Genomic DNA, 24,919 nt, shown 5'->3' with positions numbered 1-24,919 from the left:
AAAAAACCGGCTGAAAAGCCGGTTTTTTATTGCCCGCAATCAGCTTACAGGCTCAACCGCATCGACAGGTCGACCGCCTTCACATCCTTGGTCATGGCACCAATCGAGATGTAGTCCACGCCGGTTTCGGCAATCACACGCAGGGTCGTTTCGTTGACCCCGCCGCTGGCCTCCAGCTTGGCCTTGCCCGCGTTGATGCGCACTGCTTCGCGCATTTCGTCCAGGTTCAGCTCATCAAGCATGATGATGTCTGCGCCAGCGGCTAGCGCCTCGCGCAGTTCATCCAGGCTTTCCACTTCGATCTCAACCGGCTTGCCTGGCGCAATACTGTGTGCAGCGGCCACGGCTTCGGCCACGCCGCCGCTGGCAGCGATGTGGTTTTCCTTGATCAGGAACGCGTCGTACAGGCCGATGCGGTGGTTGTCGCAGCCGCCGCAGGTTACCGCGTACTTCTGCGCCAGGCGCAGGCCCGGCAGTGTCTTGCGGGTGTCCAGCAGGCGCACCTGGGTGCCTTCCACCAGGTCGGCCAGGAAGCGCGCACGGGTGGCTACCCCCGACAGCATCTGCAGGAAGTTCAGCGCACTGCGCTCACCGCTCAGCAGCGAACGGGCCGGGCCTTCGAGGTGGAACAGCGGCTGGTTGGCAGTCGCCCGCTCACCGTCCGCCACCTGCCAGTGCACCGCCACGCGTGGGTCGAGCTGACGAAAAACGGCATCGACCCAGGCGGTACCGGCGATCACGCAGTCTTCGCGGGTGATGATGGTCGCCTTGGCGAGGCGCTCGGCCGGGATCAGCTGCGCGGTGATATCGCCACTGCCGATGTCTTCCAACAGTGCACGGCGCACGTTGGCTTCGATTTCAGCGGTCAGGTCGGCGAGGCGTAGGTTCGGCATGTTCGGCTCCACTAGCTAGATGCCCGCGATTATAGGGCAGGGGGCTGGTGTGTACAGCCGCCTTGGCGATGTCCGTTGGTCGGCGTTGTGAGCCATTCAAGCCCATTCGGGTCATTAACCGCTCGGCGAAACGGCGCTGGCAGCGATGCGATTTTTTACCGATAATAGCGCCCAGTATTTGGCGTCATAGCTTTGACGATCATCAGCCCCTGTCGGGCAAGACACCCTGCAAGGAGTCCAGGATGCAGAAAGAAGGCAAGGTGGTGCCCTTGGCGGCGGCCATCGACCCAGGGGGGCGTATGCCTCTTCCTTGCCTTCCGGTGTTGTTGCTGCAGGTGCGCGACAAGGCTGCCTTGCAGTTGCGCCAAGGCTTGCAGGACCTGTTCGACAACGCCGATGACACGCTCTTCGAAATGGCTGACAAGGCCTTCGACCGTTATGACCAGCATCTGTACTTCGAAGCCATGCGTGATCTGAGGCTCAAGCGCAAAAGCATCGAACGCGGCTTTCTTGATACCTTCCATGACACCTACGCACGCATCGGCCAGCCCGACCCGCTGGCGCACCTGGCCGAACCGTGCAGCTTGCGGAGCAAGGCCCAACGGGAACGGGCTGCGGCCATGGAGGGCATGGTTGCGCGGGTGCTGTCACGCGATGGTATTGCCCTGCAGCAACTGCGCCTGCGCTTGCAGGCGCTGCTCGATCGCCCCCTGCATGAGCAGCACAACCCGTTGGGCCCGGCCGCTTTGTGCGGGTACTTCCTGGACGCGGGGCGCAACCTGGGGGTTGGTTTACGGGTCAAGCTGGTGCTGCTCAAGCTGTTCGAGCGCTATGTGCTGCGTGATGCCGACATCCTCTATGCCGACGCCAACCAGCTATTGGCCGCAGCCGGTGTACTGCCGGAGTTGCAGCCTGCACCGCGCCGGCGCGCCGAAGACAGGCGCTTGCGCACACGACGAGGGCCGTTGAGCCAAGGCCAGGACGTTGGGGCAGACGCGGCAGGGCAAGCGTATTTCGCCTCATTGCAAATTCTGCTGGCCCCGCTGCGCGGGCAGTTCGCACCGCGATTGCAGGCGGTGGCTGCTGCCCAGCCGATCAGCACGGCCGACCTGATACGCCTGCTGTCGCACTTGCAACACTATGTACCCGCCACTCACGAGGCAGATGACTTCGAGCTTGGCCAGCAGCTTGAGCAACTGCTGTTGCGGGTCAGTGTGCGCAGCGGCACGCGCCGGCGCATCGCCGTGGACGATGAGGACGTGATCAATCTGGTCGGCCTGGTGTTCGCGTTCATCCAGCGTGATGACAACCTGCCCGCCAGCCTGCGCGCACTGCTTGTGCGCCTGCATATTCCCTTGCTCAAGGTAGCCTTGCTGGACAAGGGGCTGTTCAGCCGGGCCAGCCACCCTGGGCGCCGGCTGATCAACGAGATTGCGGGCGCGGCCATTGGCTGGGCGTGCGGCAGCGAAGGCCTGCGTGACAGCCTTCACCTGCGGGTAGAAAGCACAGTCCAGCGCCTGCTCAATGATTTTGCCGAAGATGCTGGCCTGTTTGCCGATCTTCTCGATGAGTTTCTTGCATCCAACCAGGAGGAACGGCGGCGCAACGAGCTGCTTGAACAGCGCACCCGCGACGCCGAAGAGGGGCGGGCCCGTGCCTTGCAGGCGCTGCACCAGGTGCAGCAGGTGCTCAACCAGCGCCTGCGCGGTCGGGTATTGCCCCTGGTGGTGGTGCAGATGCTGGTGCAAGCCTGGAGCCAGGTACTGCAGTTGGCCTGGCTGAAGCAGGGTGAAGCCTCCCAGGGCTGGCGCGATGCCCTGCAGACCGTGGATGCGCTACTGGCCAGCATCACCCCGGGGCATGAGCCGCAACAACTGTTGCAGCAGGTGCCGGGCCTGCTCAAGGCGCTGCGCGATGGCCTGGCCAGCGTGGCGCTGGATTCGGCAGCAACCCGAGAGTTCTTCCTGCAACTGGAGCAGTTGCACCTGCATGCCTGTGCGGGCACTGAGCTACCGGCGGGCCATGACAAGCCCTTTGCCGAAGTGCGGGTGGACGAGGACATCGTGCTGGCGATGGCCGAAGAACCGGCCTGTGCACCACTGCAATTTGCCGATGGGCAGGCGGCAGCGCTGCAGCATGTGCAGCGCTTGCGCATCGGCAGCTGGGTTGAAGTCATGGATGACGGCGAACCGTTGCGTTGCAAACTGGTGGCGCACGTCGGTAGTCACGACAGGCTGGTATTCGCCAACCGTACCGGCATGAAAGTGTGCGAGTGGAACAGCACCGCCCTGGCCCAGGCATTGCGCCGAGGGGACGTACGGATGCTGGATGACGGTTTGTTGTTCGAGCGGGCGCTGGGGGCGGTGCTAGACGGGTTGCGGCAACCTTGGGTGCAGTAGACGGCAACATTACAATGATTCACATGCAAACGGTGTTGAGCGCAGGGCATACTGTTGACCTGTTCACGGCGTTTTCAGGATCTGCCCCATGCAATTGGACCGTGCCACTGGCTGGTTTCACGGAACCGGAATCACCCACTGCCCTTCGCCGAACTTCAATGCCCGCCCTGAAGGCGAATCGATTTCTCTGCTGGTGATCCACAACATCAGCCTGCCTCCAGCCTGTTTCGGCACCGGCAAGGTCCAGCAGTTTTTCCAGAACCGCCTGGACCCCGATGATCATCCTTACTTCAACAGCATCAAGCACCTGACCGTGTCGGCGCACCTGTTCGTCGAGCGTGACGGGGTGGTGACCCAGTTCGTGTCGTTGCTCGATCGCGCCTGGCACGCTGGCGTTTCGTGTTTTGACGGGCGCGAAGGCTGCAACGATTTCTCCATCGGTATCGAACTGGAAGGCACTGACGACCAGGCCTATACCGACGCCCAGTACGCCGTGCTGGAACAACTTACCCGGCACATTCGTAGCGCCTGGCCGGCCATCGACCTGAGCCGCATTCAGGGCCACAGCGACATTGCCCCGCAACGCAAGACCGACCCCGGCCCGTCCTTCGATTGGCCGCGCTACCGCGAAGCGTTGTTGCACAACGAGGACAAGGCATGAGTTTTCTGGTGTTGTTGCTGGCATTGTGGGTCGAGAAGTTCTCGGCCCTGCGCCACCGCGTTCAGCGCGACGGGTTTTTCCTTGGCGAACTGGTGCGCCTGGAGCGTAGCGGCAAGGTACATCCGTGGTGGACGCTGGCCATTCTGGTGCTGGCACCGGTCATGCTGCTGGTGTTGCTGCTGCACGTGCTGGAGCCGGTGGCGTATGGGCTGTTGGCGTTGCCGGTGCACCTGCTGGTGCTGGTCTATAGCCTGGGCCGTGGTGATGCCAAGGCCTCGCTTGGGCCGTTCCGCGATGCCTGGCGGCGTGGTGATGACCAGGCGGCGCTGCATGTTGCAGAGCGTGACCTGGGGCTGGCCGCCGACGAGCCGCACAGCTTGCTGGTAAGGGTGCAGGGCAACCTGCTGTGGCAGGTGTACCAGGGCTTTTTCGCGGTGATCTTCTGGTATTTCGTGCTGGGGCCTGGGGCGGCGCTGGCTTATCGCCTGCTGGCGCTGTGCGGCGAGCACAGCAAGCAGCCTGCGTTGAAGGCGCGGGCCGAACAGCTGCGGCACGTCATGGACTGGCTGCCGGTGCGGGTACTGGCGTTGAGCTTTGCCCTGGTGGGCAACTTCCTCTCGGTCACCCGCGTGATGTTGCACGAGGTGCTCAACTGGCACATCAGTGCCGCGCACCTGGTGGCCAGGGTCGGGCGCATTGCCGATGATATTCCCGAGGAAGAAGACAGCCTGCGCGGGTTGGGGCGGCTGGACAGCTTGTGGGAACTGCTGCTGCGTTGTGCGGTGCTGTGGTATGCCGGGTTTGCGCTGTGGACGGTGCTGGTCTGAACTGAATTTGCTGGCCTCTTCGCGGGCACGCCCGCTCCCTTAGGTACGGCGCCGAACTCAGGGTTGCCGCGGTCTCTGTGGGAGCGGGCGTGCCCGCGAAGAGGCCATGACAGGCAACAAAGCATCTACCAGCCGAACAACTCACAAGCATTGCGGCTGCTAGCTTCTGCCAGCTCCCCGACATCAATTCCCATTACCTCGGCCAGCGCCCCGGCAATCTCTGGCAAATGCTCCGGGCTGTTCCTCACACCCGGGTACATCACCGGCGCCATGTCTGGCGCATCGGTCTCCAGCACCACACTCTCCAGGGGCAGCCGCGCCAGGGTCTTGCGTAGCCGCAGTGCCTGTGGCCACGTCGCGGCGCCGCCAAGCCCGAGCTTGAAGCCCAGCTTGATGTACTCGCGCGCCTCTTCGTAGCTGCCGGCAAACGCATGGATCACCCCCGCCCGCACCGGTTTGTAGCGCTTGAGCGTGGCAATCACTTGCGCATGGCTGCGGCGTACATGCAACAGCGCAGGCAGCTCGAAGTCGCAGGCCATCTGCAGTTGCGCTTCAAACAGGTCCTGCTGGCGGGTTTTGTCCAGGTCTTCAAGGTAGTAGTCCAGGCCAAATTCACCCACGGCGCACAGCCGTGTATCGCCGCGCAGGCGTTCCAGCCATTCGCGCAACTGAACGAGGTGCTCCGGGCGGTGCTGGTCGAGGTAGACCGGGTGCAGGCCGAGTGCCGCGAACAGGCGCTGATCGGTGCAGGCCAGGTCCCACACCCGCTGGAAATTCGCCTGGTACACCCCCAGCACCACCATGCGTTCCACCCCACGCGCCGCCGCATTGGCCAGCAGGCGCGGGCGGTCGGTGTCGAAGTCGGGGAAGTCCAGGTGGGTATGGGTGTCAATCAGGCGCATGGTCAGGCTGCAGTGATGCGTTGCTTGAAGGTACGACCAACGGCATGCACACCCGGCTCGTAGCGCTTTTCCTCGATGGCGGCCAGTGCCAGCTCCAGCGCGGTGGCGGCAATCAGGCCATGCTGCTGGGCCATGGCATTGACCGGCAGTGGCAGGAAGTCGAGCAACTGGTTATCGCCAAAGGTGCCCAGCTGCAGTTGGCGCGAATCGGCAGGGCGCGCCTGCAGGGTATCGAACACCCCTTGCAGCAGTACGTACGAGGTCGTCACCAAGGCATCCGGCAGACCGCCCAGGTCGTCGATCAGCTGTTGCATCAGGCGCTGGCCGCACGCGCGGCTGAACGCTTCACCCTGATAGCGGCGCACTTCACCGGCATAGCCTTGCAGCGCCTCGTCGAAGCCGCCGGCACGCGCCTGGCTGACAGACAGCTCAGGGCGGGCGCCGATCAGGGCAATGCTGCGCGGGGCGGCACTGAGCAGGCTGGCGGCCAGTTGGCGGCTGGCATCACGATCGTCGCTGATCACCGAGCAGAAGTGCGCAGGGTCCAGGCGGCGGTCGATGGCGATCACCGGCAGGCCTTTGTCCTGCAAATCGCGGTAGCTGTCGTCTTCCGGTGGCAGGCAGCTGGCGACGAACAGCGCGTCGCAGCGGCGGGCACGGAACAGTTGCTGCAGCTGGCGCTCGCTGTCGGGCTGGTCGTCGCTGCTGGCGATCAGCAACTGGTAGCCACGGGCGCGGGCGCCTTGCTCCAGCTGCTTGGCAATGCGGGCGTAGCTGGGGTTCTCCAGATCCGGGAGAATGAAGCCCAGGGTGCGGGTGTGCCGGCTGCGCAGGCCAGCGGCCTGCGGGTTTGGGGTAAAGCCATGGGCTTCGACCACTGCACGCACGCGCTCGACGGTGGTGTTGCTGATGCGCTGCTGTTCAGCCTTGCCGTTGATGACATAGCTGGCTGTGGTCACGGACACACCGGCCAGGCGGGCGATATCGCTGAGTTTCACCGAATTTTCCTTGTTATTTCCGGGGCTGGCTGTAAGGCCGGACCGGGCATTTTGACCCAGCGCAGGCATCACGCGCAGACGACCATTGTCGCAATTGTCCGACAGGATGGGGCTTTTTACCGGGCAGATTATCGAGTAACGTGGCCGCCTGGTCAGATTAAACGTTTCAGCAGCCGAATTTTCTGCCTCGGCGGAACAGCTGCAAGTTGCTAGCTGCAAGCTACAAGAAGATGCGGCCTGTGCATGGTTCGCTTTTTTCATACAGCTTGTAGCTTGAGACTTGAAGCTTGTGAACTGGCCCTTCATGTGAATTTCACAACAATACTCCAGTACCCGACCGGGAACTGCAAAAGGAGAAGGTCATGCTCGAGCTCGCCAAGGAGCAGATAGCCATGGGCCAGACGGCCGCCGACAAGGCCGAGGCGTTGTGCCTGCTGGCGGACCGGCTGGTCGCTGACGGCCTGGTCGCCGAGGGTTACCTGCAAGGGCTGCAGGCCCGAGAGGCCCAAGGCTCAACGTTCCTTGGCCAGGGCATCGCCATCCCCCATGGCACGCCACAAACCCGCGATCTGGTGCATGCCACGGGCGTGCGCCTGTTGCAGTTTCCCGAAGGCGTAGACTGGGGGGATGGGCAAAGGGTCTACCTGGCCATTGGCATTGCTGCACGCTCCGATGAACACCTGCGCCTGCTGCAGCTGCTCACCCGTGCCCTGGGTGAGACCGACCTGGCCGAAGCGCTACGCCGGGCCAGCTCTGCCGAAGCGCTGCTCAAGTTGCTGCAAGGTGCGCCTCAGGAACTGGCGCTGGACGCGCAGTTGGTCGGCCTGAACGTTCCCGCTGAGGATTTCGACGAACTGGCCTGGCGCGGTGCCCGCCTGCTGCAGCGCGCCGACTGTGTCGACAGCGGTTTTGCCGCCGTGCTGCAACAGGCCGAGCCGCTGCCATTGGGCGAGGGCCTGTGGTGGCTGCACAGCGAGCGTCAGGTGCGCCAACCGGGCCTGGCCTTCATCACCCCGCAGCAGCCACTGCGTTACCGTGACCAGCCGCTCAATGGCCTGTTCTGCCTGGCCAGCCTCGGCGCGGCCCATCAGGCTTTGCTTGAGCGCCTGTGCGAAGTGCTGATCGAAGGGCGTGGGCAAATGCTCTACCAGGCCACCAGCAGCCGTGCGGTACTGGAAGTGCTGGGGGGCGAGGCGCCAGCAAATTGGCCCAGTGCGCGCATCGTGCTGGCCAACCCGCATGGCTTGCATGCGCGTCCGGCCAAGGTGTTGGCGCAACTGGCCAAAGGCTTCGAGGGCGAGATCCGCGTGCGCGTGGTCGACAGTGCGCAGCCGGCGGTGTCGGTGAAGAGCCTGAGCAAGCTGCTCAGCCTGGGCGCCCGCCGAGGCCAGACGCTGGAGTTGGTGGCCGAACCGGGCATCGCCGCCGATGCCTTGCCGGTGCTGCTGGCGGCCATCGAACAGGGCCTGGGCGAAGAGGTTGAGCCGCTGGCGCAACGTGAAGCAACCATTGCCAGCGTTGAGGCCGACGTGCTGCAAGCCCCCGTGGCCGGTAGCCGTATCCAGGGCGTGGGCGCTGCCCCCGGCATTGCCAGCGGCCCGGCGCATGTGTGTGTCGAGCGTGAGTTCGATTATCCGCTACGTGGCGAATCCAGTGCTCTGGAGCGGCAAAAGCTGCGTCAGGCCATAGCGGCGGTGGACAGCGACCTGCAGGCTTTGGTGACGCGCAGCGACAAAGCCATTGGCGAGATCTTCGTCACCCACCAGGAAATGCTCGCCGACCCGGCCCTGACCGACGATGTCGAACAGCGCCTTGCCCAAGGCGAAAGTGCTGCGGCAGCCTGGATGGCGGTAATCGAAGCCGCAGCCCGTCAGCAAGAGGCGTTGCACGATGCCTTGCTGGCCGAACGCGCCGCCGACCTGCGCGACATCGGCCGCCGCGTGCTGGCGCAATTGTGCGGTGTGCAGGCCCAGGTTGAGCCGGAGCAACCTTACGTACTGGTGATGACCGAAGTCGGCCCGTCCGATGTGGCGCGGCTGGACCCAAGCCGGGTCGCCGGCATCGTCACCGCTCAAGGAGGCGCCACTGCCCACAGTGCCATCGTCGCCCGTGCGCTGGGCATTCCTGCAGTGGTGGGCGCGGGGGCTGCGGTCCTGCTGCTTGAGCCCGGCACGCCGCTCTTGCTCGATGGCCAGCGCGGCGTGGTCAACGTGGCGCCGCCGGAAGAAGAATTGCAACGCGCCCTGGCCGAGCGTGATGCCCGCGAGCAACGCCTGCAGGCCGCCTGGGCCAACCGCCTCGAACCCGCCGTGACCCGCGATGGCCACGCTGTCGAGGTGTTCGCCAACATCGGGGACAGCAATGGCATCGCCAAGGTGGTGGAGCAGGGCGCCGAAGGCGTCGGCCTGCTACGCACTGAACTGATTTTCATGGCACACCCCCAGGCCCCGGACGTGGCGACCCAGGAAGCCGAGTACCGCCGCGTGCTCGATGGCCTGGACGGGCGACCGCTGGTGGTGCGCACCCTCGATGTCGGCGGCGACAAGCCGCTGCCGTACTGGCCGATCGCCGCCGAAGAAAACCCTTTCCTCGGCGTGCGTGGCGTGCGCCTGACGCTGCAGCGCCCGCACATCATGGAAGACCAGCTGCGTGCCTTGCTGCAGGCTGCCGACAATCGCCCGCTGCGTATCATGTTCCCGATGGTTGGCCAGGTACACGAGTGGCGCGAGGCGCGGGCCATGGTCGAGCGCTTGCGTGCAGAAACCCCGGTGGCCGACTTGCAACTGGGCATCATGGTCGAAGTGCCTTCGGCGGCCTTGCTGGCGCCGCAATTGGCGCGTGAAGTGGACTTCTTCAGCATCGGCACCAACGACCTGACTCAATACACCCTGGCCATCGACCGTGGCCACCCAAGCCTTTCGGCCCAGGCCGATGGCTTGCACCCGGCCGTGCTCAGCCTGATCGACATGACCGTGCGCGCTGCCCATGCCCATGGCAAGTGGGTAGGCGTGTGCGGCGAGTTGGCGGCCGACCCGCAGGCGGTGCCTGTGCTGCTGGGGCTGGACGTTGACGAGCTCAGCGTGTCTGCGCGCAGCATCGCCGAAGTCAAGGCCCTGGTTCGCCAGGCCGATCACCAGACGGCCCGCGCCCTGGCGCGCGAGGCCCTGCAACAAGACAGCGCTGCGGCGGTTCGCGCGCTGGTGGAGCGTTTCTGAAATGGCCAAGATCCTTACCCTCACCCTGAACCCGGCGCTGGATATCACCATCGGCCTGGACACCCTGCGCCCGGGGCAAGTCAACCGCAGCCAGGTGCAACAGAGCCACGCTGCGGGTAAAGGGCTGAACGTTGCCCAGGTATTGGCCGACCTGGGGCACAGCGTGACCGTCGGCGGCTTTCTCGGGCAGGACAACCTGCAGCCATTCGAAGCGCTGATCCAGTGGCGCGGCTTTGCCGACTGCTTTGTTCGCGTGCCGGGCGAAACCCGCAGCAACATCAAGCTGGTCGAGGCCGATGGCCGCGTCACCGATATCAACGGCCAGGGCCCGGAGGTGGATGAGGCAGCGCGTAGCGCGTTGCTGCGCCGCCTGGAACAGGTCGCCCAAGGCCATGATGCGGTGGTGGTGGCCGGTAGTCTGCCGCGTGGCATCAATGCCGAGTGGTTCCGCCAGTTACTCGACCAGTTGAAGGCATCGGGCCTGAAGGTCGCGCTGGACAGCAGCGGCGAAGCCTTGCGTGCGGGCCTGCAAAGCGCACCTTGGCTGGTCAAGCCCAATACCGAAGAGTTGGGCGAGGTACTCGGCCTGGCTGTGGATAACCCGGCGCAGCAACGTGCAGCCGCCGAGCACCTGCTGGCCAGCGGCGTCGAACATGTGGTGGTGTCTGCAGGTGAGCAGGGGGTCAGCTGGTTCGCCCGCGACCTGGCCGTACACGCCAGCCCACCCAAGGTGCGGGTCGCCAGCACGGTGGGGGCGGGGGATTCGCTGGTAGCCGGCATGGTCCATGGCTTGCTGCAGGGCGAGCTGCCTGCGCAGACGTTGACCCGCGCCACCGCGATTGCCGCCCAGGCCGTCACCCAGGTTGGCTTCGGCATCCGTGACCGCGAGCAACTGGCGCGTCTGGAAGCTGCCGTGCAACTGACAGAACAACAAGAGGGTTGCCGATGAACATTGCCATTGTCACCGCCTGCCCCAACGGCCAGGTGTCGAGTGTGCTGAGCGCACGCTTGTTGTCCGCCGCTGCCCAGCGGCGTGGCTGGAGTACCAGTGTCGAAGTGCAGGAGGCTGGGCACCCCGAGCGGCAACTGAGTGCGCAGCAGATCGCCGAGGCCGACTGGGTGCTGGTCGTCACCACTGGCGCAGTGGACCTGGCCCGCTTCGTCGGCAAGCGCGTGTACCAGAGCACACCTTCCCAGGCGCTGGCCGACCGTGAAGGCTTCCTCGATGAGGCAGCCGCCAATGCCCAGCCGTTGGTGGCGGCATCAGACGCCCCAGTCGTTGTTGGCAGCGCTGTCACGCAAATCGTTGCGGTCACGGCTTGCCCGACCGGCGTCGCGCACACATTCATGGCCGCAGAAGCCTTGCTGCAAGCGGCACAGCAGATGGGCTATCAACTCACGGTCGAAACCCAGGGTTCGGTCGGGGCGCGCAATCCCTTGTCTGCCGAGGCCATCGCAGAGGCGGATGTGGTGCTGCTGGCCGCTGACATCGAAGTGCCCACTGCGCGGTTTGCCGGCAAACGGATCTACCGTTGTGGCACTGGCATCGCCCTCAAGCAAGCCCGCGCCACGCTGGACAAGGCCCTGGCCGAAGCCAAGGTGGAAAGCACCGCCGATGCCGCAGCGGCTGCCAGTACGACAAAGGGCGAGAAGACCGGTGTGTACAAGCACCTGCTGACCGGGGTGTCGTTCATGCTGCCCATGGTGGTGGCCGGTGGGCTGCTGATTGCCCTGTCGTTCGTGTTCGGCATCGAGGCGTATAAAGAGCCGGGCACCTTGCCGGCGGCGTTGATGCAGATCGGTGGCGAGGCCGCGTTCAAGCTGATGGTACCGCTGTTGGCGGGCTACATCGCCTGGTCCATCGCCGACCGCCCGGGGCTTGCGCCGGGCATGATCGGTGGCCTGCTGGCCAGCACCTTGGGGGCCGGTTTCATCGGTGGCATCGTCGCGGGCTTTCTTGCCGGTTACAGTGCCAAGGCCATTGCCCGCTGGGCACGCCTGCCTACCAGTCTGGAAGCGCTGAAGCCGATCCTGATCATTCCGCTGCTGGCCAGCCTGTTCACCGGCCTGGTGATGATCTACGTGGTGGGCCAGCCGGTGGCGGCCATGCTCGAAGGGCTTACGCACTTCCTCGACAGCATGGGCACCACCAATGCCATCCTGTTGGGGCTGTTGCTGGGGGGCATGATGTGCGTCGACCTTGGCGGGCCGATCAACAAGGCCGCCTATGCCTTCTCGGTGGGGTTGCTGGCGTCGTCGAGCTACGCACCGATGGCGGCGACCATGGCCGCCGGCATGGTGCCGCCGATAGGCCTGGGCATCGCCACTTTCCTGGCCCGGCGCAAGTTCGCCCAGAGCGAGCGCGAGGCAGGCAAGGCGGCGTTGGCGCTAGGGCTGTGCTTCATCTCCGAAGGGGCGATCCCGTTTGCTGCCAAGGACCCGTTGCGGGTGATTCCGGCCAGTGTCGTGGGTGGCGCATTGACCGGGGCGCTGTCGATGTACTTCGGTTGCAAGCTGATGGCGCCGCATGGCGGCTTGTTCGTGCTGCTGATTCCCAATGCGATCAACCATGCACTGCTTTACCTGCTGGCGATTGTGGCGGGTAGCCTGGTGACGGCGGTGGTGTATGCGGTGATCAAGAAGAGCGAGCGGGTGGAGTTGGCGGAGGCTCCTGTAAAAGGCTAGAGACTTCTGGAGGCATTACTGGCCTCTTCGCGGGCAAGCCCGCGAAGGGGCCAGCACAGGTCACCGCCGATGTTTCTGCCGCAGAGGCACCAACAGATCACCCAACCCGTTGTGGTCGATCTCATGCATCAACGCCAGCAACCCACCCAGCTCCCCCGCCGGAAAGCCCTTGCGCGCAAACCACGCCAGGTAGTCCCCCGGCAGGTCGGCAATGATCCTTCCCTGATACTTGCCAAACGGCATGGTCCGGGTCACCAGCAGTTCGAGGGTTTCCGGCTTCATCGTTGATGCACCTGGCTGTGGAAAAGCGCCGACCATACTGCAATCTGCACGAGGGCCCAAGCGGCAATCATGCAGAACGCCCTCATCAGTGTTCATCTTAATTGCATAACTTATTGAAAATAATGGAATTATTTTTTGTATAAGGCTTGGCACGAACACTGCTCCCTTACAGATGACTATCAACTGCCAAGGAGTTCGTACCATGAGCAACCCCAACAAAGACGTGATCGATGTGCTCAACGACCTGATCGAGTACAGCAAGGATGGCGAGAAAGGCTTCAAGACCTCGGCCGATGATGTGAAGAACCCAGAGTTGAAAGCGTTCTTCGTCCAGCGTGCCGGTGAGTGCGCCAATGCCGCAGGCGAACTGCAAAGCGAAGTGCGCCGTCTGGGCGGCGACCCGGAAACCTCCACCAGCATCAGCGGCGACCTGCACCGTGGCTGGGTCAACCTGAAGTCGATGGTCACCGGCAAGGATGATGAAGCGGTACTCAACGAGGTGGAGCGGGGCGAGGATCACGCGCTCAAAGCCTATAAGGAAGCCCGCGAAAAGCTGGTGAAACTGGGCCGCACCGCCAGCGACATGACCTACAGCCTGGTGGAAAAACAGCTGCAGGGCGTGCAGCGCAACCATGACCAGGTCAAGGCCCTGCGCAACGCTGCCCGCGCCCGTTCTTAAGCCTCAGGCCCCTCTACCCGGTTGCGGCCCATGGCCTTGGCCCGGTAGAGCGCTTCGTCCGCAGCGCCCAGCACCCTGGCCAGGTCGTGCTGGGTGCCGGACAGGCCGATACCGATGCTCACCGTCACCGCGTGGGCATCATCGGTAAACGGCGCTAGCGCCTCGACACTGGCGCGTATGCGTTCGGCCAGTAGTCGGGCGCCGGCCAGGTCGGTTTCCGGCAGCACCACTTGAAACTCCTCCCCGCCATAACGTGCAGCCAGGTCGGCCGGGCGGCGGATGCACGCTTCGATGGTTTTGGCCACTTCACGCAGGGCATGGTCGCCACCGGCATGGCCATGGCGCTGGTTGAACGCCTTGAAATGGTCCACATCCACCATCAGCACGGCCAGGGGCTTGCGGTTGCGTTGCGCGCGAGCCCATTCATGGCGCAGCACCTGGTCCAGGCGGCGACGGTTGGCCAGGCCTGTCAGGCTGTCGGTGGCAGCCAGGGTTGCTAGGCCTTGCTCGGCATCCTGACGGCGGCGCAGTTCGCGGCCCAGCAGCAGGGTCAGCCAGAGAATGCCCACGCAAAGCACGCCGGTAGCGACGCTGACTAGAATCGCGGTACGTCGCCACGACTGGAACACCTCGTCTGCCGAGTGAACCACCAGTACGATCAGCGGCAACTGCGCGACACGGGCAAAGGTGTAGATGCGTGAGTTGCCGTCGCTCCCGGAGCGTGCCGTGAAGTTGCCACTCTGTTCGCTGAGAATACGCTTGAAGTTGGGCCGCCCGGCATAGTTGGTGCCGATTAGTGGGTCTTGCGTGCGCGAGGGCTGGCGGGCGAGCAACTGCCCGTCGGTATTGAACAGGTTGATGCTGCTGTCGTCGCCGATGTCCAGGCGCTGGAACAATTCGCTGAAGTACGACAGGCGCAGTGCCCCTGCCGCCAGCCCGGCGAATTCGCCATTGGGGCCAGAGATACGCCGGCTGAAACTGATACACCAGTCCAGGTCGCCCAGTTTGGCCTTGAACGGCGGGCCCACCAGCAAACCGAGATTGGCGTTGTTCTGATGCGCCTTGAACACCCCGGTATCGCCGAAGTTGGCCTTGCGCGGCACGCTGCTGGTGGAGTCGCCCACTACGTTGCCTTGTTTGTCCAGCCACAGCACATCACCGCGTTTGCGGTCGACGAAGGCTTCATTGAATAGCAGGCGCTGGCGTAGCGGGCCGGGGATTTCCGGCAGTTCCTTGCGTCCGACAGCCCAGATCAGGCCCTGCAGGGACTGATCGTAGAGTTCGGCGTTGCGCAGGATGTCGCTTTCGATCAACTGAACGATGTTGTTGGACGAGCGAATGGCCGACAGCTCGACGCTATCGCGTTCACGCGCCAGCAGGTAGCTGACGATGGCGACGATGGCGAGCACGGCAAGGCAACTGCCCAGATTGAGGGTCAGCTCGGGGTGCGACCTGAGGAATGCGAAACGCGGTAATCGGGTGGGCATGCTCGCTACTGCGTGGGCAGGGCCATTCGCGGCGGCGACATTTTAGGGAAGCACGGATTGTCGGACAAGATTTGTCCGACGGAATCACGGTGTGCTGTATTTCAGATTCACACCAGACCCTGTGGGAGCGGGTTCACCCGCGAACACCGGCGAAGCCGGTGCCCAACACCGCGGTGCCTTCTTCGCGGGTAAACCCGCTCCCACAGGGGTTATGTATGAAGCTTAAAAAACGGGATCAGAACACGTTCAGTGGGTAATCCACGATCACCCGCACTTCATCGTTGTCGCTGTTGCTGTCGATCGACGCATAACCCTGGCTACCACGGTGGGTGGCATAGCGCACCAGCACCGACAGGTCTTTCAGGTCACCCTCCTGGAACACGTACTTCACGTCCAGGTCACGTTCCCAGTGCATGGCGTTCTTGCCATCTTCACGGTAATAGTCGTAGTGGGTGGTGTCTTTCACCGCCTTGGTCAGGTCAGCTTCACCGCGCGAGTACGACAGCGAGGTGGTCAGGCCAGGCACGCCGACGCCGGCGAAGTCATAGTCGTACTGCAGCTTCCACGAACGCTCGTTCGGCGCGTTGAAGTCCGAGTACATGCGCGAGTTGTCCAGGTACACGCTGTCGCCCAGGTTGATGTAGTCGAACGGCGTGTTGCCGTTGACCCGCTGGTAGGCGGCGGTGACGCTGTGGAACCCGGCGTTGACGGTGAAGTGAACGCTGTAGGTGTTGTTGTCGATCTTGCCCAGCAGGGCCTGGCCGGTGTCCTGGGTGTGGTAGAAGTGCACGCCCGGGTTCAGGCTGACCAGGTCGTTGACCACGTAGGTGTAGTCGAAGTCAGCGTAGTACTGGTTCCAGATGTCCTTCAGCTCGGCGGCGTACAGGTTGGCGGTGATGTTTTCGGTACCGCTCCACGACGCGCCGGCCCAGTTCAGGTGCTTGCTCTTGTCGTGTTCGTTCAGCGCGCCGTAGTAGGTGTCGATACGGCGATGGCCGCTCTGGTTGTACGGGTGGGTGAAGCTCACCTGGCCGCCTTCGAGCAGCAGGCCGTCGATGCTGGTGTTGGTCAGGCTCACGCCACGGAAGGTCTGCGGCAGCATGCGGGTTTCGCCGCCAGCGATCACCGGGTTGGTCAGGAACAGGTCACCGGCTTTCAGCTCGGTGTCGAAGGCTTTCAGCTTGACTGCAGCGCCCGCCGTGGAGAACGAGTGCGGGGCAGCGCCCAGCTCGCCGTCATCCTTGATATGCTCGGGCAGGATGCTGGTGCCGGCATGGCCGCCACCGCCGTCGAGCTTAAGGCCCAGCATGGCATGGGCGTCCAGGCCAACGCCGACCACACCCGGGGTGTAGCCCGACTCGAAGCGCGCAACCGCGCCCTGGCCCCACTCGCGGGTGTCGCGCACGCCGGCGTTGTGGTTGTCGCGGTTGAAGTAGGCATTACGGAAATGCAGGTTGAAGGACGACCCTTCGATGAAGCCATCAGCCTTGTCTTCATCTGCCTGGGCGGCGAAAGGGATCGTTGCAGTCAACGCAATGAACAGCGGGGTAAAACGAAACGCGGAAGGCACCGGTACTAGCTCCTTTGGTGTGACGGTGGGGCAGTTTTTATTTTTGAATGTGCGTCTTTCTTATAAGTAGACGTTACAGCCGGGCTGAGCGTTAAAGCACATAAAAAAAGCCGCTGATTGGCAGCGGCTTTAAAAGGCTAACATATCGGCACCGGTGGTGCCCATGGCGTAGCCAAGGGAAATCTGGAGCAGCGACAGCGCTTGATCAGCTGTCGGCATTGGCATCGACAGAAACTTTGGAAGCTGTCTGTTTTGCATCTTTGGCGGCGTCAGCCTTGTTTGCAGCTACAACGTCGCGGGCTTCTTGGTGGACGGCGGCGAGCTCTGCATTACGGGTGACGAAAGCGCTGGATTCTTCGGCCATGGCCAGGGGCGACAACAACAGGGAAGACAGGACGAAGACGCTGGCAATACCCATACTGTTGGACATTTGAAACTACCTTCTTGCGGTGCAAGTGCTAATGAGGACGGGGGTAAAGTTAGTCCTTTCAATGCACTGGAAACAGACCTGAGTGCGATAAGCACTGTTGCGCAAAAGGTAACGATCTATGAAAAACCAATAGGACTTTCGCCGCAAATCCGCAGTCTAGAGCGCTTTCACGGTTCTCTGTGGGGGCGGGCGAGCCCGCGAAGCAGGCACCGCAGTGTATGGCACGGGCTTCGCCCGTGTTCGCGGGCACGCCCGCTCCCACAGGGACCGCGTTCTGCAGTCAGGTATGGATCGGCAAGCGAATACCGAAGGTATTGGCCCCCGCTGCACTGCGCACAAACACCTCTCCCCCATGCATCAGCGCAATCGCCTTGACGATGGCCAACCCCAACCCATGGTTACCCCCACCGCTGTTGCTGCGCGCCGCATCCACCCTGTAGAAGCGCTCGAACAGCAACGGCAGGTGCTCATCGTCAATCGCCGGCCCCGGGTTGCTCACGGCGATGCTGACCTGCTCCGGCCCGGCATCGATCTGCACGCGGATCTCTTGGTGCGGCGCCGTATGCTGCACGGCGTTGTTCAGCAGGTTGATCAACGCCCGGCGTAGTTGGGCTTTTTCGATGGGGGCGTGAGCATCGCCGCTTACGTTCACGCTGACCTGTGCGTCTTCGAGGATGTAGTCCAGGTAGTCGAGCGTGGTCGCCACTTCCTCGGCCAGCGAGGCCTGGGTCAGGGCAGTGGCCTTGCTGCCTTGGTCGGCACTGGCCAGAAACAGCATGTCGTTGATGATGCTGCGCAGGCGCTCCAGCTCTTCCAGGTTGGATTGCAGCACTTCGAAATAATGCTCGGCGCTGCGGCCTCGGGTGAGTGCGACCTGGGTCTGGCCGATCAGGTTGGTGAGTGGGGAGCGCAGTTCATGGGCAACGTCAGCATTGAAGGCTTCCAGCCGCGAGTAGGCCTGGCTGACACGGTCGAGCGCAGCGTTGAAGGCGCCGGCAAACTGCGCCAGTTCCGGGGCCAGCGCGTGGGTCTTCAAGCGCCCGTCCAGGCGTGGCGGGGCCAGGGCCTGGGCCTCGTTGGACAACGCCAGCAACGGGCGCAGGCCAATGCGCGCCACCCAGTAGCCCAGCACTGAGGCCAGCAGTACGCCAAGCACCGCCAACCCGACAATCGCCACCAGCAGGCTGTGCTGCGCCTGCCAGAAGGTTTCGGTGTCGATGCCGATCAGAAAGCGTAGCGGTGGCCGCTCGCCCAGTGCTGGCAGTTCGCTGACCAGCACCTTGTAAGGGTAGGGGCGGTCCGGCAGGCGCAGGTCGCGCATACCCTGCGGGCCTTCGGCGAAGGCGCGTACCAGCTCGCTGGGGTGGCCGTACTCGTAGGCCGGGTTGCTGCTGACCACCCAGAAGCGGATGCGTTTGTCTTCTTCGCTCAGCAGGTTGAGCTTGTTGTTGATCTTGGCCCAGTGGTCTGGCGTACCGAAGCGGTTGAGGGTGGATTCGAGCACGCTGAAGCGTGCGTCCAGTTCGGCTTGCGGCAGCAAGTCCAGGCTGTGGTCGACCTGGCGGTAAAGTGCCGAACCGATCAACACGAACACGCCCAGTGCGACCAGGATGAACAGCGCCGACAGACGCAGGGCGATGGAATTACCCCGCACGGTTTTCCAGGACATAGCCCATGCCTCGGATGGTGTGCAGCAGCTTGTTGTCGAAAGGCCCGTCCAGCTTGGCGCGCAGGCGCTTGATCGCCACTTCCACAACGTTGGCATCGCTGTCGAAGTTGATGTCCCAGACCAGCTCGGCAATCGCCGTCTTCGACAGGATTTCACCCTGCCGCCGGGCCAGTACGCTCAGCAGCGAGAACTCCTTGGCAGTCAGGTCCAGGCGCTGGCCGGCGCGGGTGGCCTTGCGCGCCATCAGGTCGATCCACAGGTCTGCCACCTGCACCTGGAGCGGTTCGTGGCTGCTGCTACGGCGGGTAAGGGCCTGAAGACGGGCGACCAGTTCAAGAAACGAGAACGGCTTGCCCAGATAGTCGTCGGCACCCTCACGCAGGCCGTGGATGCGGTCTTCGACCCGTTCGCGAGCGGTCAGCATGATCACCGGCGTCTGCTTGCGCGCGCGCAAGGCGCGCAGCACGCCATAGCCATCCAGGCCGGGCAGCATCACATCCAGCACGATCACCGCGTAGTCGCCTTCCAGGGCCAGGTGCAGGCCGTCGATGCCGTCCCGCGCCAGGTCCACGGTAAAGCCCTGTTCGCTCAGGCCACGATGCAGGTAGTCGGCGGTTTTTTCTTCGTCTTCGATGATCAGCACACGCATGGTCTTGTCCTAGCTGGCACTTGGCGCTGCCGCACGGGCAGCCTGGCGGCGATGGAACAGGCGCTCCAGGGCCAAGTATATGACCGGGGTGGTGAACAGCGTCAGGGCCTGGCTCACCAACAGGCCACCCACCACTGCAATGCCCAGTGGCTGACGCAACTCGGCACCGGTGCCGAAACCGAACATCAGCGGCACCGCGCCGAGCAAGGCGGCCAGGGTGGTCATGATGATCGGACGGAAGCGCGTCAGGCACGCTTGATGAATCGCCTGTTCCGGCGTCAGGTCCTGATGACGCTGGGCTTCAAGGGCAAAGTCGATCAGCAGGATGCCGTTTTTCTTGACGATGCCGATCAGCAGCACCACGCCAATCAGCCCCATGATGCTGAAGTCCTGGCCCATGGCCCACAGCAATATCAGCGCACCCAGGCCGGCCGAGGGCAGGGTGGAAATGATGGTCAGCGGGTGGACGAAGCTTTCGTACAGCACGCCGAGGATGATGTACACCGCCACCAGCGCGGCCAGGATCAACCACGGTTGGCTCGACAGCGAACTCTGGAACGCCTGGGCCGCACCCTGGAAGTTGCCGCTGATGGTGTCGGGCATGCCCAGCTCCCGCTGGGTGCGGTCGAGGATGCTTACTGCATCACCCAGTGCCACGCCGGGGGCCAGGTTGAACGACAGGTTGGCCGCCGGGAACAGGCCGTCGTGGCTGATCGACAGCGGCCCGGTGCTGGGCGGCGCCACGTGGGCGACGGCCGACAGTGGCACCATCTCGTTGCTCAGCGGCGAGCGCAGGTAGAAGTAGTTGAGGCTCTCGGCCTTGCCACGTTGTTGCGCATCCAGTTCAAGGATCACCTTGTACTGGTTGGTGTCGGTCTGGAATTCGCTGATCTGCCGCTGGCCGAAGGCATCGTACAGGGCCTGGTCGACATCGGTGGTGGTCAGGCCGAAGCGCGCGGCGGCCTGGCGGTCGATGTCGATGCGGGTAACGCTGGCGCCCAGTTGCAGGTCGTTGGACAGGTCGCGGAACGCCGGGCTTTCCCGCAGCCGGTCAGTCATGCGCTGGGTCCACAGGTTCAGGGCCTCGCCGTCGTTGCTCTTGAGCACGTACTGATACTGGGTGCGGGACGGGCCGGAGCTGAGGTTGATGTCCTGGCCGGCGCGCATGTACAGGACAATGCCCGGTACCTGGGCCAGCTTAGGCCGCAGCCGGTCTATCAGTTCGCTGGCCGACACATCGCGCTCGCCGCGCGGCTTGAGGGCGATCCAGAAACGGCCGTTGGCGATGGTCTGGTTGCTGCCGGTAACGCCCACCGAATGGGAGAACGCGCGCACGGCCGGGTCTGCTCCGATGATTCTGGCCAGCGCCTGATGCTTCTCGATCATCGACGGGTACGAGACATCCGCCGCCGCTTCGCTGGTGCCCAGAATGAAACCGGTGTCCTGCAACGGGAAGAAGCCCTTGGGGATGGCCACGTAGCCAGCCACCGCCAACGCCAGGGTCACGCCAAACACACCCAGGGTCAGGCGCTGGTGGGCGAGGGCGCGGTTCAGACCCTTTTCGTACCACTTGACCAAGCGTTCGCCAAAGCCGCCCTTGTGTTCAGCGGGTGGGCGGCGCATGAACAGCGCGCACAGGGTTGGCGCCAGGGTGAGCGAAACCACCACCGAAATCAGGATGGTGGCCGTGGCGGTCAGGGCAAACTCTTTGAACAGCCGCCCGACCACACCGCCCATGAACAGCAGCGGAATGAATGCGGCAATCAGCGAGAAACTGATCGACACCACGGTAAAGCCGATTTCCCCGGCGCCCTTGAGCGCCGCCGTTCGGCTATCATCGCCGGCTTCCAGGTGGCGGTGGATGTTCTCCACCACGACGATGGCGTCATCGACCACGAAACCCACCGAGATGACGATGGCCACCAGGGTGAGGTTGTTCAGGCTGAAACCGAGCACGTACATCAGTGCGCAACTGGCGATCAGCGAAACGCCGAGCACGCTGGATACCACCATGGTCGCCGACCACTGGCGCAGGAACAGCGCCATCACCCCGATGACCAGGGCCACGGCGATCATCAGGGTCAGTTCGACTTCATGCAGCGAGGCGCGGATGGTCTGGGTACGGTCTTGCAGCACCGACACTTCGACCGAGGCCGGCAGCATCTCTTGCAGCTTGGGCAGGGCGGCCAGCACGCGGTCCACGGTATCGACGATGTTGGCGCCGGGCTGGCGGAAGATCACCAGGTTCAGCCCTGGCTGGTCGCCGGACCAGGCTTTGACGTAGGCGTTCTCGGCGCCGTTGATCACCTTGGCCACGTCCTTCAGGTGCACAGGGGCGCCGTCGCGGTATGAGACGATCAGTTGCGCGTAGTCCTCGGGGTGGAACAGCTGGTCGTTGGCGGCGATGGTCGACACGCTGTGCTCGCCGTACAGCGCGCCCTTGGCCAGGTTCAGGCTGGTCTGTTGGATGGCCTGACGCAGGTCGGCCAGGGTCAGGCCGATGGCGGCCAGCTTCTCGGGCTGCGCCTGCACGCGGATTGCCGGGCGCAGCTGGCCGGTGATGTTGATCAGGCCCACCCCGTCGATCTGGCTCAGCTGGCGGGCCAGCAGGGTTTCGGTGTAGTCGCTGAGGTCGTTGCCGGGCATCTGGTCAGAGCTGACCGTCAGCACCAGCACTGGGCTGTCGGCCGGGTTGACCTTGCGCCAGGTCGGCGGGTTGGGCAGGTCTTGCGGCAGGCGGGCGGTGGCGGTGTTGATTGCGGCCTGCACTTCCTGGGCAGCGGTGTCGATGTTCTTGTCGAGGGTGAACTGCAGGATCAGGGTGGTCGACCCCAGCGCGCTGCTGCTGGTCATCTGGGTCATGCCGGGGATGGCGCTGAACTGCACCTCCAGCGGCGTGGCCACCGATGAGGCCATGGTTTCCGGGCTGGCGCCGGGCAGCTGGGCAGTCACCTGGATGGTCGGGAAGTCTGCCTCCGGCAACGGCGCCACCGGCAAGCGCGGGAAGGCGATGGCCCCCAGCAGCACCAGGGCGAAGGTCAGCAGCAGGGTGGCGATGGGGTGGTCGATGCACCAGGCGGAAAAACCGTTGCGCGTGTTCATGGCTGGCTCCGGCGGTCGGCCATTTCCGACGGCGCAGGAGCATCAGGCGTGACCTCGACCCGCGCGCCCGGCTTGAGCCTTGACTGGCCATCAAGCACCAGGCGCTCGCCTGGCTTGACCCCGGCAATGATGTTCAGCCCGCTGTCCTGGTACAGCACCTTCACCGGCACGCTGGTGACCTTGTCGCCGTCCAAGCGGTAGACGAAGTGCCCGTCGACGCCGCGCTGCACCACCGGTGGCGGCACCACCAGGGCGTTTTCTTCCACGGCGGTGCGCAGGCGAAGGGTGACCAGCTGGCCCGGCCACAGGTGGCCGTCCTTGTTGTCGAACTCGGCTTTTACCCGCACGGTACCGGTGGTGCCGGAAATCTGGTTGTCGATCAGTGCCAGGTGGCCTTCGCCGAGCAGGCTGCGGTCGCCGTCGGCGTCCATGTAGGCCTGCACCAGCGCCGGGGTGGGTGCCTTGAGCAGGCTTTGCAAGGTTGGCAGCATCTGCTGCGGCAGGGCGAATTCGACGGCGATGGGGTCGATCTGGGTGACGCTGAACAAGCCTTGGGTGTCGCTGGTGCGTACCAGGTTGCCCGGGTCGACATTACGGATGCCGACGCGCCCGGTGACAGGTGAACGGATCTGCGTGTAGGAAAGCTGGACCTCGGCGTTGGCGATGGCCGCCTGGTTGCCTTTGACCGTGGCCTGCAACTGGTTGACCAGCGCCTGTTGCTGGTCGAGGGTTTGCTTCGAGACGCCGTCATCGCTGCTGAGCAGGCGGTAGCGCTTGAGGTCGACGCCAGCCACCTGGATCTGTGCCTGGCTCTGGCCGAGCTGGGCGCGGGCCTGGTCGAGGCTGGCGCGGATGCTGCGGTCGTCGAGGGTGGCGAGCAGGTCGCCTTCCTTGACCCACTGGCCTTCCTTGACCAGCACCTGGGTGAGTACACCTTCGACTTGTGGCCGTACTTCAACACTGTGCAGTGACTGAACTGTTCCGATGGCGCTGGCGTAGCGCGGCACGTCTTGCTGGGCGACGCTGACCACGCGCACGGGGATGGCCGCCTGCGCACGGGCAGCGGGTGCAGGCTGGCGCTGGCTGTACCAGCTGCCCGCGACCACCAGGACAAGAAGCGCCAGGGCAGCGAGGATGACAGAGCGGGACGGACGTCGCATCGGTGCGGGCACCTTGGCCTGAGGGGAGGGAACGGTAGTCTGTACTCAATTTTATAGCCCCCGAACCGGGTCGGCAGCGTGACCGCTGGCTGACAGCGCTGTCAGTTTCGGGTCTTAAGGTCAGTGCGCCACTGGCTTGTGTGAAAGTTTGCGCGATTCCTGTGGGAGCGGGCACGCCCGCTCCCACAATTACCGTGTATGCCTTTTCGCAGTGAGTCAGGCTAGAAGCCAATGAACGCGTAATACACCGGAGTTTCGCTGGTAGTGCGCAAACCAAGCCCCTGCAAGCTCGCGACCAGCGCCTCATCCTGCACATGCAAGGTCCACTGTCCCCCGTCATCCCCATGCACCTGCGCCAGCGCAGTGGCAAACGCCCCCATGTCCGGCAGGTAAGCCGTAAAACCATTACCCTTGAGCGCACTGGTGGTCATGCCCAGCGCCTGGCACACCGCCACCTTAGCCGCAATGTCATCCCGGTCGGCCTGCCGCGAGGCTTGTACCAGCGCTTCCAGCTCCGCATCGACCAGTTGCGTACCGTGGATCAGTTCCGGCCCCTGCTGCCAGGCTTCTGGCGGGCAGTCCTTGTTGTCCGGGCGCAGCGGAATGTGTGGGTTGATTTCCACCGGGTAGATGCGACAGACCAGCGGGCGCTGGTCGTAGATGGTGCAAAGGTCGTTGTCGTCGAGGTTGCGGCAGCGCCCGGGGTTGAAGGCGGCAAAGGTCACCGACACGCGTGCTTCGCCGTCGCCGCAGTGCACGGGATGGGAGCGGCGCAGTACATGTTCGCGCTGATCAGCCGGCATGCCGGGGCCGTCGGTGATGAACGCCTCGATCAGCACCACTACCTGACCGGCATCGTCCGCCCAGCGTCGCGCTTCATCAAGCGTCAACGGTACATGGTGGCCCGTGCAGCACTTGCCGCAACCGGTACAGCCGAATCGCAAGCTGTCGCTCACTTGGCCTCCGGGCTCCACTCGCTGACAAAGGCACGCTGGTGCTGGCGATCGTACAGGCACAACTCGGTGCCGGTGCGCTGCTGCATGTGCTTCTGTGGGTACACGCCTTCGATCAGCAGGGCGTTCATGCCCACCTGGTCATCGAACTCGGCGGGCTTGCCACGGGCGTGGGCGTCCTTGAACTGGCTGGCAGCCAGGCAGGCCTTGAGCATCTGTTGGCGCTGCTCGTTCCAGGCCTGGCTGCTGGAGGCCTGTGCGCTACCGCTGAAAAGGACGCAGCTGATCAGGATGGAGCTGAAGAACTTCATACGCGGTTCCGGCAGTTTTTTTACGAGGGGCGCGAATTATGCCCGAC

The 24,919-nt window shown here is 63.9% G+C and carries 20 protein-coding genes; 7 read left to right on the top strand and 13 right to left on the bottom strand.

The window, feature by feature from the left end; genetic code table 11:
- Positions 1–44 precede the first annotated feature (44 nt).
- Positions 45–893, bottom strand: a complete 849-nt coding sequence (nadC, locus tag ACF8MI_RS17295; protein ID WP_200929095.1) for a carboxylating nicotinate-nucleotide diphosphorylase — start codon at positions 891–893, stop codon at positions 45–47.
- Positions 894–1,135: 242 nt separating this feature from the next.
- Here nadC and ACF8MI_RS17290 point away from each other — a divergent pair, with 242 nt between their 5' ends.
- From ACF8MI_RS17290 to ampE, 3 genes are all read left to right on the top strand, one after another.
- Positions 1,136–3,292, top strand: a complete 2,157-nt coding sequence (locus ACF8MI_RS17290; protein ID WP_104833414.1) for a DUF1631 domain-containing protein — start codon at positions 1,136–1,138, stop codon at positions 3,290–3,292.
- An 88-nt stretch (positions 3,293–3,380) separates the two neighbouring features.
- Positions 3,381–3,953 carry a 1,6-anhydro-N-acetylmuramyl-L-alanine amidase AmpD gene (gene ampD / locus ACF8MI_RS17285; protein WP_060500163.1) on the top strand — a complete coding sequence of 191 codons (573 nt, stop codon included), beginning with the start codon at positions 3,381–3,383 and terminating at the stop codon, positions 3,951–3,953.
- On the top strand, positions 3,950–4,780 hold the full coding sequence (ampE, locus tag ACF8MI_RS17280; protein WP_104833413.1) for a regulatory signaling modulator protein AmpE: 831 nt from the start codon (positions 3,950–3,952) through the stop codon (positions 4,778–4,780). Before ampD ends, ampE begins: the two co-directional genes overlap by 4 nt.
- 125 nt (positions 4,781–4,905) lie before the next feature.
- On the opposite strand, the gene ACF8MI_RS17275 is transcribed toward ampE, so the two are convergent.
- The gene (locus ACF8MI_RS17275) at positions 4,906–5,682 is read right to left on the bottom strand and encodes a TatD family hydrolase (protein ID WP_104833412.1); all 777 of its coding nucleotides are present in this window, start codon (positions 5,680–5,682) and stop codon (positions 4,906–4,908) included.
- A 2-nt stretch (positions 5,683–5,684) separates the two neighbouring features.
- On the bottom strand, positions 5,685–6,680 hold the full coding sequence (cra, locus tag ACF8MI_RS17270; RefSeq protein WP_060500166.1) for a catabolite repressor/activator: 996 nt from the start codon (positions 6,678–6,680) through the stop codon (positions 5,685–5,687).
- Positions 6,681–7,042: 362 nt separating this feature from the next.
- Here cra and ptsP point away from each other — a divergent pair, with 362 nt between their 5' ends.
- Genes ptsP through ACF8MI_RS17255 form a run of 3 tightly spaced genes read left to right on the top strand, consistent with a single transcriptional unit; the run spans position 7,043 to position 12,580 of the window.
- Positions 7,043–9,895 carry a phosphoenolpyruvate--protein phosphotransferase gene (gene ptsP / locus ACF8MI_RS17265; protein WP_200929096.1) on the top strand — a complete coding sequence of 951 codons (2,853 nt, stop codon included), beginning with the start codon at positions 7,043–7,045 and terminating at the stop codon, positions 9,893–9,895.
- Position 9,896: 1 nt separating this feature from the next.
- Complete coding sequence (gene pfkB / locus ACF8MI_RS17260; protein WP_060500168.1) at positions 9,897–10,844, top strand: 1-phosphofructokinase; 948 nt, start codon at positions 9,897–9,899, stop codon at positions 10,842–10,844.
- Entirely contained in the window at positions 10,841–12,580 is a 1,740-nt protein-coding gene (locus ACF8MI_RS17255) for a PTS fructose-like transporter subunit IIB (protein WP_200929097.1), read from the top strand. Before pfkB ends, ACF8MI_RS17255 begins: the two co-directional genes overlap by 4 nt.
- 60 nt (positions 12,581–12,640) lie before the next feature.
- Here ACF8MI_RS17255 and ACF8MI_RS17250 read toward each other — a convergent pair whose 3' ends face one another.
- Positions 12,641–12,862 carry a DUF3820 family protein gene (locus ACF8MI_RS17250; protein WP_016713256.1) on the bottom strand — a complete coding sequence of 74 codons (222 nt, stop codon included), beginning with the start codon at positions 12,860–12,862 and terminating at the stop codon, positions 12,641–12,643.
- A gap of 202 nt (positions 12,863–13,064) precedes the next feature.
- Between ACF8MI_RS17250 and ACF8MI_RS17245 the strand changes: the two genes are divergently transcribed.
- The gene (locus ACF8MI_RS17245) at positions 13,065–13,541 is read left to right on the top strand and encodes a PA2169 family four-helix-bundle protein (protein ID WP_060500170.1); all 477 of its coding nucleotides are present in this window, start codon (positions 13,065–13,067) and stop codon (positions 13,539–13,541) included.
- Here ACF8MI_RS17245 and ACF8MI_RS17240 read toward each other — a convergent pair.
- From ACF8MI_RS17240 to ACF8MI_RS17200, 9 genes are all read right to left on the bottom strand, one after another.
- Positions 13,538–15,028, bottom strand: coding sequence for a sensor domain-containing diguanylate cyclase (locus tag ACF8MI_RS17240; protein WP_200929098.1), 1,491 nt, complete (start codon positions 15,026–15,028; stop codon positions 13,538–13,540). The genes ACF8MI_RS17245 and ACF8MI_RS17240 overlap by 4 nt on opposite strands.
- Before the next feature lie 235 nt (positions 15,029–15,263).
- Positions 15,264–16,598 carry an OprD family porin gene (locus ACF8MI_RS17235; protein ID WP_060500172.1) on the bottom strand — a complete coding sequence of 445 codons (1,335 nt, stop codon included), beginning with the start codon at positions 16,596–16,598 and terminating at the stop codon, positions 15,264–15,266.
- A gap of 205 nt (positions 16,599–16,803) precedes the next feature.
- Positions 16,804–17,028: a hypothetical protein gene (locus ACF8MI_RS17230; RefSeq protein ID WP_060500173.1), complete on the bottom strand. Its 225-nt coding sequence runs from the start codon at positions 17,026–17,028 to the stop codon at positions 16,804–16,806.
- Positions 17,029–17,308: 280 nt separating this feature from the next.
- Entirely contained in the window at positions 17,309–18,697 is a 1,389-nt protein-coding gene (locus ACF8MI_RS17225) for a heavy metal sensor histidine kinase (RefSeq protein ID WP_060500174.1), read from the bottom strand.
- Positions 18,672–19,346, bottom strand: coding sequence for a heavy metal response regulator transcription factor (locus ACF8MI_RS17220; RefSeq protein WP_012270545.1), 675 nt, complete (start codon positions 19,344–19,346; stop codon positions 18,672–18,674). Before ACF8MI_RS17220 ends, ACF8MI_RS17225 begins: the two co-directional genes overlap by 26 nt.
- A gap of 9 nt (positions 19,347–19,355) precedes the next feature.
- Positions 19,356–22,448, bottom strand: coding sequence for a multidrug efflux RND transporter permease subunit (locus ACF8MI_RS17215; protein ID WP_200929099.1), 3,093 nt, complete (start codon positions 22,446–22,448; stop codon positions 19,356–19,358).
- Positions 22,445–23,608: an efflux RND transporter periplasmic adaptor subunit gene (locus ACF8MI_RS17210; protein WP_060500176.1), complete on the bottom strand. Its 1,164-nt coding sequence runs from the start codon at positions 23,606–23,608 to the stop codon at positions 22,445–22,447. The genes ACF8MI_RS17215 and ACF8MI_RS17210 overlap by 4 nt, the downstream gene beginning before the upstream one ends.
- A gap of 221 nt (positions 23,609–23,829) precedes the next feature.
- Entirely contained in the window at positions 23,830–24,564 is a 735-nt protein-coding gene (locus ACF8MI_RS17205) for a YkgJ family cysteine cluster protein (protein WP_104833404.1), read from the bottom strand.
- Positions 24,561–24,872 (bottom strand): hypothetical protein, encoded by a 312-nt coding sequence (locus ACF8MI_RS17200; RefSeq protein WP_060500178.1) that lies wholly within the window; start codon positions 24,870–24,872, stop codon positions 24,561–24,563. The genes ACF8MI_RS17205 and ACF8MI_RS17200 overlap by 4 nt, the downstream gene beginning before the upstream one ends.
- Positions 24,873–24,919 lie beyond the last annotated feature (47 nt).

Origin of the sequence: Pseudomonas sp. yb_9 (assembly GCF_043103635.1) — a bacterium.
Taxonomy (GTDB): domain Bacteria; phylum Pseudomonadota; class Gammaproteobacteria; order Pseudomonadales; family Pseudomonadaceae; genus Aquipseudomonas; species Aquipseudomonas monteilii.
This window is presented reverse-complemented; position numbering and strand designations above follow the sequence as displayed.